Source organism: Stenotrophomonas sp. STEN240, assembly GCF_056756175.1.
In genome coordinates this window covers 117,223-132,099 of the sequence record NZ_JBRRBO010000007.1, presented here as the reverse complement: position 1 = coordinate 132,099, position 14,877 = coordinate 117,223, and the positions used below count along the sequence as shown (strand labels likewise).

Annotated in this window: 11 protein-coding genes; 2 read left to right on the top strand and 9 right to left on the bottom strand. The window is 66.7% G+C overall.

Annotated features, from left to right (window positions below; all coding sequences use genetic code 11):
• Positions 1-125: 125 nt before the first annotated feature.
• From ACVOKO_RS05225 to ACVOKO_RS05200, 6 genes are all read right to left on the bottom strand, one after another.
• Entirely contained in the window at positions 126-1,058 is a 933-nt protein-coding gene (locus ACVOKO_RS05225; RefSeq protein ID WP_346497904.1) for a TraB/GumN family protein, read from the bottom strand.
• Positions 1,055-1,996 carry a DUF1684 domain-containing protein gene (locus ACVOKO_RS05220; RefSeq protein WP_346497903.1) on the bottom strand — a complete coding sequence of 314 codons (942 nt, stop codon included), beginning with the start codon at positions 1,994-1,996 and terminating at the stop codon, positions 1,055-1,057. The genes ACVOKO_RS05225 and ACVOKO_RS05220 overlap by 4 nt, the downstream gene beginning before the upstream one ends.
• Positions 1,996-3,861 carry a DNA mismatch repair endonuclease MutL gene (gene mutL, locus ACVOKO_RS05215; RefSeq protein WP_346497902.1) on the bottom strand — a complete coding sequence of 622 codons (1,866 nt, stop codon included), beginning with the start codon at positions 3,859-3,861 and terminating at the stop codon, positions 1,996-1,998. Before mutL ends, ACVOKO_RS05220 begins: the two co-directional genes overlap by 1 nt.
• Before the next feature lie 337 nt (positions 3,862-4,198).
• A complete protein-coding gene (locus ACVOKO_RS05210; protein ID WP_346497901.1) occupies positions 4,199-5,815 on the bottom strand; it encodes an N-acetylmuramoyl-L-alanine amidase in 1,617 nt (538 codons plus the stop codon).
• Positions 5,816-5,895: 80 nt separating this feature from the next.
• Complete coding sequence (tsaE, locus tag ACVOKO_RS05205) at positions 5,896-6,375, bottom strand: tRNA (adenosine(37)-N6)-threonylcarbamoyltransferase complex ATPase subunit type 1 TsaE (RefSeq protein WP_346497900.1); 480 nt, start codon at positions 6,373-6,375, stop codon at positions 5,896-5,898.
• Positions 6,376-6,382: 7 nt separating this feature from the next.
• The gene (locus tag ACVOKO_RS05200; protein ID WP_346497899.1) at positions 6,383-7,855 is read right to left on the bottom strand and encodes an NAD(P)H-hydrate dehydratase; all 1,473 of its coding nucleotides are present in this window, start codon (positions 7,853-7,855) and stop codon (positions 6,383-6,385) included.
• A 23-nt stretch (positions 7,856-7,878) separates the two neighbouring features.
• On the opposite strand from ACVOKO_RS05200, the gene queG reads away from it, so the two are divergent.
• Positions 7,879-8,961, top strand: a complete 1,083-nt coding sequence (queG, locus tag ACVOKO_RS05195; protein WP_346497898.1) for a tRNA epoxyqueuosine(34) reductase QueG — start codon at positions 7,879-7,881, stop codon at positions 8,959-8,961.
• A gap of 280 nt (positions 8,962-9,241) precedes the next feature.
• A complete protein-coding gene (xseA, locus tag ACVOKO_RS05190) occupies positions 9,242-10,612 on the top strand; it encodes an exodeoxyribonuclease VII large subunit (RefSeq protein WP_346497897.1) in 1,371 nt (456 codons plus the stop codon).
• On the opposite strand, the gene ACVOKO_RS05185 is transcribed toward xseA, so the two are convergent.
• From ACVOKO_RS05185 to ACVOKO_RS05175, 3 genes are all read right to left on the bottom strand, one after another.
• Positions 10,603-11,817 carry a virulence factor family protein gene (locus ACVOKO_RS05185; protein WP_346497896.1) on the bottom strand — a complete coding sequence of 405 codons (1,215 nt, stop codon included), beginning with the start codon at positions 11,815-11,817 and terminating at the stop codon, positions 10,603-10,605. The genes xseA and ACVOKO_RS05185 overlap by 10 nt on opposite strands.
• An 83-nt stretch (positions 11,818-11,900) precedes the next feature.
• Positions 11,901-12,815, bottom strand: coding sequence for a M48 family metallopeptidase (locus ACVOKO_RS05180; RefSeq protein WP_346497895.1), 915 nt, complete (start codon positions 12,813-12,815; stop codon positions 11,901-11,903).
• A 66-nt stretch (positions 12,816-12,881) separates the two neighbouring features.
• Positions 12,882-14,822 (bottom strand): formylglycine-generating enzyme family protein, encoded by a 1,941-nt coding sequence (locus tag ACVOKO_RS05175; RefSeq protein ID WP_346497894.1) that lies wholly within the window; start codon positions 14,820-14,822, stop codon positions 12,882-12,884.
• Positions 14,823-14,877 lie beyond the last annotated feature (55 nt).

Sequence of the window (14,877 nt, the reverse complement as noted above, 5' to 3'; positions counted from 1 at the left end):
GGGGGGCTGGCTTTTTTGCTCCTTTTTTTGTGGGCGGGGCTTACGCCGCCACGCTAATCGACTATCCGGCATCGTCTGCTTCGCGGCTAACGCCGCTCCTACAAAAGCTGCAAAACCAAAAGCACTCAACGCTTGCAGGCGCTGCAGATCCGCTCGACCTTGTAGCCCTGCGCGCGCAGCTTTTCCACCACGCCATCGCTGCCCAGCAGATGCAGCGCACCGACCACCACCAGGGTGTTGCCCCGGCCCGGCTGCAGCCACTGCTTCAAGCTCGGCAGCCAGGCGTCATTGCGCTCGACGTTGATGCGCTGATACAGGCCCGGATATTCACGCTTCATCTGCGCGGCCATGTCCCGCCACAGCATCACGTCATCGCCACGGCGCCAGGCATCGTGCAGCTGACGGCTCTGCTCGTCGCCCTTCTCCACCTGCTCCAGCGCCTCGCGCAGCAGCTGGCGCTGCTCGTCGTTGCTCATGCTGTCGAGCATGCTGATCTGCGAGGCGGCGCTTTCAAGGCCGGCGGTGGGCTTGTTGGCCTGCGCCGCGCGCTCCATCAGATGCCGGTCCAGGCCCGACTTCGGATCCAGGCCCTGCCGCGTCATCTGCGCGATGCTGACGGTCAGCCCCACGAACCAGGGTTCGAGACCGGCCAGCCGATCAACCGGCATGTTGTTGGCCGCACCCCAGGCTTCAAGTTGCCGCCAGGTCGCCGGATCCAGATCGTCCTTGAGCTGGCGACCATCGCGGCGCAAGGCGGCCTGCATCATCTGCGTGGCCAGCTCCGGCGAGTTCATCTCCTCCGGCGACAGCTCGAACAGCAGCCGCTGCGCACCGGTGAATGCGCGGTCCACGTCGCTGGACAGCGGGTAATCATCGGGCTTGAGCAGGTGGAACGAACCCAGCAGATACAGCTCGCTGCCCTGCGCACCGGTGACCTTCCACAACAGCGGCACCGGCGGTTGCTTGCCCGCCTTTGGCGTTGCCGCGGCGGCCAGCAGCGGCGTTGCGATCAACAGGCCGGTGGCCAGCAACAACCCCAAACGTTTGATCCAACTCATGCGGCCGGCTCCTGCTTTGGCTTGGCGTAGGCTTTTTCACCGGCCTCCACTGCCATGTCCAGACGATTCTCCGGCGGCGGCAAGGGACAGGTGGCAAACGGGGTGAATGCACACGGCGGGTTGTAGGCGCGATTGAAATCGATCACCACTTCACTCTTGCTGTTGGGCACGTCCAGATCGATGTAGCGGCCCGCTGCATAACTGCCGCGGCCGCTGGTACGGTCGGCGAAGATCACCTGCAGCGGACGCCCGGCATCACCCAATGCTTCAAGCCGCCAGGTGCGTCCATCGCGTTCGAACTCGATGGCGCCGGCATTGGCCAGTTCAGTGGTCAGCCCGGTGATATCAACGATGGGCAAGGTCTTGTTGACGTCGTTCGGCACGAAGCGCGCGGTGATGCGCCAGCTCGGGTCGGCCGGCCAATAATCCAGATGGCTGAACTGCGCGCGCGCCGGTGCATCGGCATGCTTCACCCGCAGCCCGAAACGCGGGCCGCGTTCGATCAGGCTCAGGCTGCCCTTGTCGTCGTCGAAGTGAATCACCGTCGGTGTCTCGGCGTGGTCGCTGTGCAGCGGAATGCGGCCCTTCACCACCTGCCCGTCGACCTTCACCGACACACCCGGTTCCGGTGCGAAGAACCATGCCTTGCCCTCGCGCGTGACCAGCCCCATCCGTGGCGGCCCCGCCGCCAGGCGAATGCCGCTGGTACTGCCGCTGCCAATGTAATGCGCCTTCAGATCCAGCCAATGCAGCCCGACCAGGCTGGTCCAGCCATCGGGCGCCAGCAGTTCGGTCAGCCGCTGTTCGCGCCACAGACCGTTGTCCCGCTCGAAGGTCGGATCGACCTGTGCCGCTGGCTGGGCCTTGTTCGCATCATCCCCGCAGCCGCCCAGCAGCATCGCGGCGATCAGCGCCGCGCCCCCCAATAGGTATTTCATCAACGCCCCCGCAGGAACCAGCGATCAATTTCAGCCAAGGAAAAGCGCGCCCAGGTGGGGCGGCCGTGGTTGCATTGCCCGGAGCGCTCGGTGATTTCCATATCGCGCAGCAAGGCATTCATTTCAGGGAGGGTCAGGCGCCGATTGGCGCGCACCGCGCCGTGGCAGGCCATGGTGGATAGCAGTTCGTCACGCGCGGTGGCGATGCGCCGGCTTTGGCCGTGCTCACGCAGATCGCCGAGCACATCACGCAGCAAGCCTTCCGGCTCGGCATTGGCGAGCAAGGCCGGAATGCTGCGCACATGCAGCGAACCGGGGCCGGAACGGGTTACCTCGAAGCCCAGTGCCGCCAGAGTGGCGGCCTCGCGCTCGGCGGTATCGGCATCGCGTTCGCCCACTGCCAGGGTCATCGGCACCAGCAGCGGCTGCGCGTGCAGACCGATGCCGTCATGTGCGTTCTTCAGGCGTTCGTAGCCGATGCGCTCATGGGCGGCATGCATGTCCACCACGATCAGGCCTTCAGCGTTCTCGGCCAGGATGTAGATGCCATGCAGCTGTGCGATGGCATAGCCCAGCGGCGGCACGCCGGCATCATTGGAGGTAGGCGGCAACGACGGGCCGCTATCGGCCTGGCGCGAAACCTCAGCGCCACCCTCGACCGGTGAATACAGCGCGGCATACGCGGATGGTGCGTCAGCGACCTGCAGGCCCAGCGGCGATTGCCGCGCCTGCCAATTGCCATTGCCACCGCCGCCGCCCGCACTACCGCCTGGACGCGACAACAGATAGCCGCCTGCACCGGCATAACTTGGTGCGGCCTGTGTCTGCGGATCGGCCGGATGCGCCTGACCCGCAGTCGGCTCCATGCCGGCACGGGTTTCGGCCAGGGCGTCCTTGAGCGTGCGATAGACAAAATCGTGGATCAGCCGCGAATCGCGGAAACGCACTTCGTGCTTGGCCGGATGCACGTTGACGTCGACCCGGGTCGGGTCCAGCTCCAGGAACAGCACATAGGCCGGCTGGCGGCCGTGGTACAGCACATCGCCGTACGCCATCTTCACCGCATGGCTGACGCTGCGATCGCGTACCGAGCGGCCGTTGACGTAGAGATACTGCTGGTCGGCACTGGCCCGCGAATACTGCGGCTGCGCAATCCAGCCGTGCAGGCGCAGCCCGGCCGCGCTGTGATCCACGCGCAAGGCCTGGCGCGCGAAGTCCTCGCCCAGGGTTTCGCCAAGGCGCGCGTCCGAATACAAATCACCCGGCTTGTAGCGCCGCGATGGCTTGCCGTTGTGCGAAACCCGCAGTTCGACATCAGGACGCGCCAGCGCCAGCGAGCGCAGCCATTCCTCGATGTGCCCCAGCTCGGTACGCTCGGCGCGCAGGAACTTGCGCCGTGCCGGCACGTTGTAGAACAACTCGCGTACTTCCACCGTGGTACCCGGCGCATGCGCACGCGGTGCCACCTCGCCGAGCTTGCCGCCTTCGATCTGCAGTGCGGAGCCGTGCTCGTCCTCAGCGCGACGCGACGCCAGGGTGAAGCGGCTGACCGAGGCAATCGATGGCAGCGCCTCACCACGGAAACCGAGCGTGGCTACCGATTCCAGATCATCCAGGCTGGCGATCTTGCTGGTGGCATGCCGCGACACCGCCAACGGCAACTGCTCGGCGGCGATACCGCCACCGTTGTCGCGGATGCGGATAAGGCGGACACCGCCTTCTTCCAGATCGATATCCACGCGCGTGGCACCGGCGTCGAGAGCGTTCTCGACCAGCTCCTTGACCACCGAAGCGGGCCGTTCAACCACTTCGCCGGCGGCGATCTGGTTGATCAGGATTTCCGGCAGGGGGCGGATCGCATTCATGCCGCACCGCCAGGCAACTGCAGGGCCTTGCCGAGGTAGATGAACGAGGATTTGAGGGGGATCAGGCTGACATCATGCATACACACGATGATAGCCGAGCGCGGCCTCAACACCGATATCGATGCTGGCTGATGAAGGTCTTGCAGCCCCCGCCCCGGGGCGGGCCTTTGTAGGAGCGGCGGGAGCCGCGAAGCCGATGCGGCGTTACGCGGCTGGGGCTTCGCGGCTTCCGCCGCTCCTACAAAAAGAAAAACCGACGCCAGCATTGCTGGCATCGGTTTTCATGTGTCTCATAGCTTCACGCCGCGTCAGAAGCGGGCTTCCAGCAAATGCTGCCTTACTTGCTGCCACCCGCAACGGTGCCGGCTGCAGCATCCATTTCGGCCTGGGCGCGGGCGGCAAACAAGGTGCCCGGCGGCGGCTGGCGGCTGAAGAAGGTATGCACGCCATCGAGCACGGCACCGGCGATACGGCGCTGATAGGCCGGATCGATCAGGCGGCGCTCTTCATCCGGGTTGGAGATGAACGCGGTTTCGACCAGCATCGCCGGCATGTCCGAGGTACGCAGCACGGCGAAGTTGGCGCGCTCCAGGTTCGGCTTGTGATTGTTGCCGATACGCTTGAGCCCGCCCAGCACGTGCCCGGCCGCGTCTTCGGAGGCCTTCATATAGCCGCTCTGTGCCAGGTCCAGCAACACATTGGCCAAGGTGCCCTCGGTGCGGGTCAGGCTGACACCGCCGATCAGATCGGCCGAGTTTTCCTTGTCCGCCAGCCAGCGCGCACGCTGCGAGGAGGCGCCCTTGGTCGACAGTACATAGACCGAAGAACCGGTCGCCGAACGGTTCTCCGCGGCATCGGCATGAATCGAGATGAAGATGTCAGCCTTGGCAGCACGCGCACGCTGGGCTCGCATCGGCAGCGGGATGAATACGTCGGTGTCGCGGGTCAGGTACGCGCGCAGGCCCGGCGTGGCATTGACCTGGCGGGCCAGCTCACGCGCAACGGCCAGGGTTACGTCCTTCTCACGCTTGCCGGTAGGCCCGACGGCTCCCGGATCCTGGCCGCCGTGGCCCGGATCGATGGCAACCACCAGATTGCGCATGCCCGGCGCCATCCGAATTCGTGACGCGTCACTTGGCATTACCGGACGCGGCGCAGGCGTCTGCGCAGCGGCAACCGGAGCAGCCGCCGCAGCGGTTGCCGGATTCGGCGTGATCGGGGTCGGCACACCGGTGGCAATCGTGGTGCGGACTGGCGTGCCCTGCCCATTGAGAATGGCTGCCGGCGACGCCGCGGACGGGCTGGCTGCTGCAGGAGCGCTGGCAACGGCCGGCGCGGGGCTGGGCGCAGCCTGGGCCGGTGCCGGCGGCGGCGTAGTGGCCTGCTGGCGCACTGCCGCAGTCAGCGCTGCGGTAGCGCGGGCGGCCTCGGCGCGCGCCTGCTCGGGATTCACTACCGGGGTGGCCGGCGCAGGGTTCAACGCTGGCGCAGCCACGGCCGGTGCGCTTGCAGCCGGAGCAGCAGCAACAGCTGCCGGCGCGCCGGCACGCGGCGCGGTTTCACCCGGCCACTCGATCAGCAGCTTGGATTCGGCGCCCTGCCCCTGCATCTGCGGCTTGAACGCAGCCACGGACTCGGCAAGGTCGAACACGACCCGGAACGTGCCCGCGACCGGATTACCGGTGCGCACTGCGGTCACCACACCTACCGGTGCAGGCAGTTTCAGGCCGCGCACGGAAGTGGAGTCGGGGAAATCGATCACCAGGCGGTTGGGACCGGCCAGGCTGATGGTCTTGTAGCTGCCACCACCGGCCAGCTGGATCTCGGCGCGGGTGCCGGTGGCGCCGGCGCTCAGCCCGAGCCCACGGATCTCACCGGCCCACGCGGAAGCGCTGGCCAGGCACAGGCCGGCGACGGCGACAGACAAAGCGAACAGGCGGTTTCCCGTAGTCATGAGCGGATTCAATCACCGGAATTCGCTAATTGCAACATGTTTTCCCTTAATAATCCGCAACCTGCCGTAACTTCCTGTAGTCACAGGGCAGGAAGCCCCTGCAAGTGGGGCGTTTTGCGCAGCCGCTGCAGCCAGGCTTCGCCGACCGGACTATGTGCCTGCAGCTGCGCGCGGCGGCCATGGCCATCGATTTCCAAGGCCACCAGCAGGTCCAGCGGCGGCAGGCCGCCCGCCCCGCGTTCGGGCCATTCGATCAACCACAGGTCGGCGCTGGCGTCGTCCAGGCCAAGGAAATCCAGCTCGCCGGCATTGCCGATCCGGTACAGATCCAGATGCCAGGCTTCGCCGCCTTCCAGCGGATAGCGTTCGATCAAGGTGTAGGTAGGGCTGCGGATGGGCCCCTGTACGCCTAGCGCGCGCAACAGGGCGCGGGCCAGGGTGGATTTCCCGGCACCAAGATCCCCTTGCAGGTGAACCACCGCCTGCGCGGGCCGGGTCTGGGCCAAGGCCTGACCCAGCAGGTCGGTGCTCTCGGCTTGGGGCAATGACAATTCGATCATGGGCACATTATGGATTGGCAAGGACGCGCAGGTGCGGCAATAGATCGCGCGGCAACAGCCCGCGCTCACCTTCGGCCGCTGCGGCATCACCGGCGAGGCTGTGCAGCAGGGCACCGGTACTGGCGGCATCGAATGGCGACAGGCCCTGCGCGCGCAGCGCCGCGATGGCGCCGGTCAGCAGGTCGCCCATGCCGCCGACCGCCATGCCGGGGTTGCCGGCGGCAAGCACTCGCGGCAGCTGCCCCGGCGCGGCGATCACGCTGCCCGCTCCCTTCAGCACGACAACCGCCGCATAGCGCGCTGCCAAAGCATGGGCGGCGGCAAAACGATCGCGCTGGATGCTGGCGGTATCGGTATCGAGCAGGCGCGCGGCCTCGCCCGGATGCGGGGTGAGAATGGCCTGCGGCAGCGGCCTAGGAGCGGCCGCGAGCAGGTTCAGGCCATCGGCATCAAGCACCAGCGGCTTGCCACTGGCCAGCGCCACCGACCACAGCGCCTGCGCCCAGTCGTCCTGGCCCAGACCCGGCCCCAGCGCAATGACGCCGGCACGCGCCAGCAGCGGCGCGAAGTCCTCGGAACTATCCACCGCCTGCACCATCGCCTCGGGGCAACGCGCCAACAGCGGTGCCACGTGCAGCGCGCGGGTCGCCACGCTGCACAAGCCGGCGCCACTGCGCAGCGCGGCCTCGGCACTGAGCATCACTGCACCGCCGCTGCCGTGGTTGCCGCCCACACACAGCACGTGTCCGGATTCACCCTTATGGGTATTGAGCCGACGCGGCGGCAGCCGTGCCGTCAATTGCGGCCCGGCCCAGCGCAGCGCGCTGGCCTTCACTCCGTCCAATGCCACCGGCGGCACGTCCAGCGTGGCCAGCAGCCGCTGTGCGGCATGTTCAAGCGCCGCCCCCGTATGCAGGCCCTGGTGGGCCACGATGAACTGCAAGACGCGCTGCGCACGTACGGCCGCACCGGGCACGTTGCCCGTGAGGGCATCAACGCCGCTGGGCACATCCAAGGCAAACACCGGTGCTGCGGCCGCGTTTATCGCCTCGATCAGCGCCGCGTCTTCGGCCTGCGGCGCGCGGCTGAAACCGATGCCATACAGAGCATCGACAATCAGATCGGCCTGCTGCAGGCAACCGGGCGTGATCTCGACGTGGCCGCCAACGGCCAGGTAATCGGTGCAGGCGCGCTGCGCCAAGGGCGTGCGCGGCGAGGCATCGGGCAGGTGCAGCACGCTTACCTCGCGCCCGGATTGGCGGGCATGACGGGCAAGAACATAGCCATCGCCGCCGTTGTTGCCCGGCCCGCAGACCACCACGATGCGTCGCGCCTGTGGCCAATACTGCAGCGCGGTCTGCCACGCGGCGTGGCCGGCACGCTGCATCAGTACATACGCGTCGCCGCCCAGGGCGGCGGTCGCTTGCCCATCAATCTGGCGGGCAGCGGCGATATCGAACAGTTCGACGGGCTCTGACATGCTGGCAATTCTATACTTGCGCCATGTCTGAAGCCGTTACCGCCGCAAATCCGGCGCAGTTGTCGCTGCGCATCCGCCAGCTTGCCCGCGAGGCAGGCTTCCAGCGCTGTGGGGTCAGCGGCATCGAGCTGGGCGAGGATGAAGCGCACCTGGCCGACTGGCTGGGCAAAGGCCTGTACGGGACGATGGAATGGATGGCCCGCCACGGCACCTTGCGGGCACGCCCACAGGAACTGCTGCCGGGCACGCTGCGGGTGATTTCGGTCGGTCTGGATTACGGCCACAAGGACGATACCGAAGCCTGGGCGACCTTGAATGACAGCGAGCGTGCTTATGTGGCGCGTTATGCGCTGGGCCGCGATTACCACAAGTTGATGCGCAACCGGTTGCAGAAGCTGGCCGAGCGTATCGGCAGCGAAATCGGCCCGTTTGGTTACCGCGTTTTCGTCGACTCGGCGCCGGTACTGGAACGTGCATTGGCGCGTAACGCCGGACTGGGTTGGATCGGCAAACACACCTGTCTGATCGATCGCAACGGCGGCTCGTGGTTCTTCCTAGGCGAGATCTATGTCGACCTGCCATTGCCGGTGGATGTGCCTGCCACCGCACATTGCGGTAGCTGCACGCGCTGCATCGATGTCTGCCCCACCGCCGCCATCATCGCCCCGCACCGGCTGGATGCACGCCGCTGCATCTCCTACCTGACCATCGAGCACGAAGGCGCCATCCCGTTGGACATGCGCCCGCTGATGGGCAACCGCATCTACGGTTGCGACGACTGCCAGCTGGTCTGCCCGTGGAACAAGTTCGCCCAACGCACCGACGAGCCGGATTTCCGCGCCCGCAACAACCTGGATACCGCCACCCTGCCCGAACTGTTCGCCTGGGAAGAGGACGAGTTCCTGCGCCGCACCGAAGGCAGCCCGATCCGCCGCAGCGGCCACGAGCGCTGGTTGCGCAATATCGCCGTGGCGCTGGGCAATGCAGCACCCTCGCCTGCCGTGCAGCAGGCATTGCTAACGCGTCAAGCGCATCCCTCGGATGTGGTCCGCGAGCATGTGCAATGGGCCCTGCAGCGGCATGCCGGCGACGCGTCCAAACCGTAGCTGCAACGCCTTCACGGCACGGTCAACACGCACGATTGCGAACCACATGCGTGGCGCAACCCGCGTGCCGAGCCCCATCAACCGAATTCAGTGCGGCGGGGTGTGCGTTCACAACCGAGCACCGCTGTTCGGCAACAACCATCCATCACCGGATCCGACCAGTCGCGGCACCCCGCCTCGATTTATTCGACTCCCTGCGGCGCTCCCGTAAGATAGTGACCGACAGTCCGCCAGCGTCTTCAAGCTTGGCGGGCGCCCCAATGGCAAAAGCAGTTCAATAATGGCCTCCAGCAACGACATCCTCACCCCCAACCAGCTCAACACCCTGGCGCGCGATCTGCTGGAAAGCGCGTTTCCGCTGGTGTGGGTGGAAGGTGAGCTCGGCGGCGTCAGCCGCCCCGCTTCCGGGCATCTGTATTTCACCCTGAAGGATGCGCGCGCGCAGGTCCGCGCGGCGATGTTCAAGCCCAAGAGCCAATGGCTGAAATTCATTCCGCGCGAAGGCATGCGCGTGCTGGTGCGTGGCCGGCTGACCCTGTACGAGGCACGCGGCGATTACCAGCTGATCCTTGATCATATGGAAGAAGCCGGCGAAGGCGCGTTGCGTCGCGCGTACGACGAGCTCAAGGCGCGGCTCGAAGCGGAGGGGCTGTTCGACCCTGCACGCAAGCGGCCAATGCCCGCACACGTGCAGCGGCTGGCGGTGATCACCTCGCCCAGCGGCGCGGCCGTGCGCGATGTACTGAGCGTGCTGGAGCGGCGTTTCCCGATGCTGGAAGTGGAGCTGCTGCCTTCGCTGGTACAGGGCGCCACCGCTGCACCGCAGATCACCTCCCTGCTGCGTCAGGCCGATGCCAGTGGCCGCTACGATGTGATCCTGCTGACCCGTGGCGGCGGTTCGCTGGAAGACCTGTGGGCCTTCAACGACGAACAGCTGGCGCGCGCGGTTGCCGCCAGCAAGACGCCGGTGGTGTCGGCGGTGGGCCACGAGACCGATTTCAGCCTGACCGACTTCGCCGCCGATCTGCGCGCACCAACGCCGTCGGTGGCCGCCGAACTGCTGGTACCCGACCAGCGTGACCTGGCCCTGCGCGTACGCCGGCTGGCGCAACGCCTGAATCAACTGCAGGTGCATGCACTGGGCCAGGCCATGCAACGTGCCGACCGCGCCGCGCTGCGCCTGCAGGCGCACAGCCCGCAGGCGCGCCTGAGCCTGCTCGAACATCGCCAGCAGGCCGCCTTCGCGCGCCTGCAATCACAATGGCGGCAACAGCTGGAACGCCGCACTGCGCGCCTGGCCCACGCCGCCACCGGGCTGCGTGGCAACCAGCCACAGCGGCGTTTGAGTGCCTTGGCTGAGAAACTGGCGACGCTGGCACCGCGCGCGCACGCGGCCATGACCCGTCAGCTGCAGGGCGATGCCCTGCGCCTGCGCGGCATTGCCCGTTCGCTGGAAGCGGTAAGCCCGTTGGCGACGGTGGCGCGCGGCTATTCCATCCTGACCCGGGTGGAAGACGGGGCGCTGGTGCGCTCCGCCGCGCAGGTCAAGCCCGGCGAACAGCTGCGCGCGCGCCTGTCCGAAGGTGAGCTGCAGCTGCGGGTGGAACACGTTGACGGCACACCGGCCAACGGCGACCCCACTCAGGGCTGAGCCGGCAGCGCATCCCAGCGTTCGACGATGATCTGCGCCAGCTTGGCTGGGTCGCGGTCGAAGTGATGTCCGCCGGGGCGTTCAACCACCTGCATGCGCGCATCGCCCTGCAGGTCCCGGCACAGGCTGTCCTTCTCGTCCACTCCGTAGATGCATTGCTGTGCGACCGGCTGCAGGCCCGCCAAGGCCGGCTGCACCGGTACCTCCTGCGCACGGAACCACCCCAGCCAGCCGCCCACCCGCACTTCAAATGCTGCACCGTGGGCAAGCCCAAGCAGCGACACCAAACGCACCGAACGACGTTGCGGTTCGCTCAGCAGCGGATAGGCAAACGGCAATACATCGGCGCCGAAGGAATAGCCAACCAACGCCACGTCATCGGCCTGCCAACGCTGCCGATAGCTGCGCACGACGCTGTCCAGGTCGCCACCCAGCTGCGCCGCCGTCCGCTCTTTCCAGAAGTAGCGCAGGCTGTTCCAGCCGACCACGGAAATACCACGTTGGTTGAGTTCATGTGCCAGTCCCTTGTCCAGGTCACGCCAGCCGCCATCGCCGGATATCAGCACCACCAGCCGCTTGCTGCCGGCCACCGGCATCTCCACCAAGGGCAGCATGGCAAGGCCTTGCGCCGGCGCGGCATCGAGCACGGCTGGCAAGGCATCAAGTAACGCCGGTTCTGCCATCTGCCTGACCTGCACGGCTGCGGTAGCGCCCTTGCAGGCACGGGTGCCGGCCGATGCATCGTCCGTGGTCACCAGCGCCGCTGCAAACTCCCCCGGCGCGGCGCCAGCGGCGCTGTCGCGGACCAGCCCGGCGCTGTTGCCCTGGCCCAGCAAGACCGGCAGGAAAAACTGGTCCGCACGCTCGCGCTTGAGCAGCTTCTGGGTGAGCAGGGCCGCATCATCGGCCATTGCCCGGCAACTGCCATTGCCCTTGCGCAGTTGCTGCCGGTAGCGCGCCGCATCCACCACGGCCACCCATGCACCGGCCTGCGCCAACTGTTTGGCAAACTGCTGCCGCTGCGCTCGCGGCAACAGCGGGTCGGCGAAATAAATAACCAGCCCGCGCGGAGCTGATGCCGGCTCAAGCAGCTGCACGCGGCCATAGCGGTCGGCATCCATGTGACCGGCATGCAGAGGCCAGACGCAGCTGACCACCACCATGATCAGCAACACCCCCAGCGCCAATAGCGCAGCACGTCGCATCTGCAACCTCTGACAAAAAAGAGAACGCCGGCGAGCATCCACCGGCGTTCGTTACGTGCTTGTGCAATGCGTCAACGCGCTTGCTAGCGAGCCGCCGCCCCTGCCGTGCAATAGCGCTGCCGGTACTCCATTGCCTTGGGCATCAGCGCCTGCAGGTTCTGGATGCGGGTACCGGGATTGGGATGGGTGGAGGAGAACTCCGGCGGTGCCTGGCCACCACTGGCCTGGCTCATGCGCTGCCACAGCGGCACCGCTTCTTCCGGGTTGAAACAGGCTGCTGCGGCGAGCATCAGCCCCACTTCATCGGCCTGGGTTTCATGCGAACGCGCATACGGCAGCAGATAGCCATAACCCATGGCCGACATCATCATCTGTTGCTGCTGCACGTCCATGCCACTGGCAGCGCCGGCCATCTGCCCGATCTGGGTCAGCTTCTGCTGGGCCATGCGCTGGGCGCCGTGGCGAAGCAGCGCGTGGGCGATTTCGTGACCCATCACCACCGCCAGCGCATCGGCGTTCTGCGCGACCGGAATCAAGCCGGTATAGACCGCCATCTTGCCGCCCGGCAGGCAGAAGGCATTGGCTTCATCGGACTGCAGGACGTTCACGTCCCACTCGAAATCCTTGGCGAAATGCTGTGGCTGCAGGCCATGCTCCTGCGCCAACGAGGTCTCCACCACATCCACCTTGGCAATCAGGCGGCTGGCGATCTCACGTACCTGGCGGGCGATCTGCGAATTCGGGTCGACCGGACGCTCCTGCGCCAGGATCTCCTGGTAGGCCTGCAGGCCCATCGCCTTCTCTTCACTGGCATTGAGCGAGCTGTCGATCAGCACTTTCTCGCCGGTATACGGGTCCACCGAACGATTGCCGAAGTAATAGCAACCGCCGTACACCGCGAAGCCCAGCAGGATCACCCAACGGATATTGCCGAACAGGCCGCCACCACGCCGCCGTTGGCCGCCGTTGCCTTGGTTACCGAAAGGATCTTGTCGCATGGTTGGATTCCGTCTGGGCCGGGCTGGCCGTGGCCGATGGTAACGCTAGCGTACGCCGCGGCAAGGTCAAATTCCGCGCACCAGGCGGAAACCGATGCGCGCGGAGGTGACGTCCGAGTCCTGTGACTGCCGCCATGCCGCGCGGGTCTGCTCCGGCGCATTGGCCCAGTTGCCGCCGCGGATCACCCGCTGCCGGCAGCCCGGGTTGTACCAGGCCGCACCATCGGCCGGCGCACGCCGGTAGCTGGCGTGCCAGCAGTCGGCTACCCACTCGCTGACATTGCCGCTGACATCGTGCAGCCCCCAGGCATTGGCGCGGAACATCGCCACCGGCGCCGTCCCCCAGAAACCGTCACCGTAGCCGATGAAAGCATTGTTCCAATGGCGGCCGCTGGGTGACACATCCAGGCTGCCGGTGAAGTTGCCACTGTTCTCCGGCGGCGTCATCGAGCGCCCCCACGGATAGCGTCCCTGGCTGCCCGCACGCAGCGCATATTCAAACTCCGACTCACTGGGCAACCGGTAATAGCGCCCGGTCTGCTCGGACAACCAGGTAGCGTATGCCTCGGCATCACGCACGCTGACATGCATCACCGGGCTGTTGGGCGCGGCCTTGGCGCCGTTGTAATCGGACTGCCAATCCACCCCGCTGCGGCGGATGAAATTGCCGCTGCGCTCGTCATAGACAATGGAATGGCCGCGCCGGGTAGCGCGCGGGCGCGCCTTGGCCGCTTCGACGAAGCGACGGAAGTCGGCCACGGTCACTTCGGTGATCGACATCGCAAAACCGCGCTCGAAGCGCACCTGATGCTGCGGCCGCTCGGCGTCGCTGCTGCCGATCTCGCCCTCGGTCGCGCCCATCTGGAAGCTGCCATACGGCACCACCACCATCTGGGGCCCGCGGCTGCCATCGGCCAGCGCATCGCTGAACACCTGGCCCGGACGGAAGCTGCCGTAATGGGTGACCAGCGCGATGCGTTCACGCAGCAGGGCCACGGTGCGGTCACCGGGCAACGCAATGCGTTCGGCCTGGGACAGCTTCAGCTGGGCGTCCTTCAGCCCCTTCGAGGACACCAGATCGCGCAGACCGCCTTCACGCAGGGCATCCAGCTGGGCGATGCGGATGTTCTCGATGCGCGCCCGCGCGTCCTTCAGGGTCACCGCCTCGCCACGGATGGTGGTGGCCTTGTCCAGCCAGCGCGCGGCAGCATCGAAATCCGAGTCCACCGCGGCGGAGTACTCGGCGCGGCGGATCAAACCACTTTCCACTGCCGCCAGACCCTGTCTCGCCCGGCTGTTGAGCGGGTCGGTAGCCAGCACTTCGCGGAATGCCGCCTGCGCCCCGCCGCCGTCCTCGCCAAACTGGTGCTGGCGCAGGGCCTGCTCGCCAGCCCGATTCAACGCCAGCAGCCGCCGCGCCACCGCGATGCGCTGCTGCAAGGCCTGCTCGGCCTTGCCTTCCGGCGCCAGGGCCACCGCCACGCCGGCGATTTCGGCCGCCTGGGCCAGCGCCTGGCGCTGGTTTTCGGGTTGGGCCATCAAGGCCGTGGCCTGCGCACGCAGGCGCTGCCGGGCCTTGTCCAGCCCGCGCTGCGCGGCCTGGTCCTGCGGCTGCAGGGCCAGGATCGCCAGGTACAGCGGAATCGCATCCTCGGCATCGCGGTACAGCCTGTCCTCGGCCAAGGCCTTGTCAGCGGCCTTGCGCGCCTCGGCCAGCTCGTCGGGTTGCAGGCTCACTTCCGGCGCATTCCAGACCGGCAGGGCGATGCTTTCCACCTGCGGCGCAGGATCGGGCGTTGCGGCCTTCGCCTTGGCAGCGGCCGCCGCTTCGGCCTTGGCTTCAGCACGGGCCTCGGCGCGCGCTTCCAGCCGCTGAACCAGCGTTGGATTCTTTGCAGGCTCCGCATTTGGCGCGGCCGAAGGCGCACTGCCGCTACACCCGGCCAGCACCCCAAACAGCGCCGCCAGACCCAACAATTGGCCGGTTTTACCCAAAAACGCCTCCATGACCTTGCACACTTCTCCGGGAGCGGCCCGACGTTAGGCTATTCTCGCCTGCCTG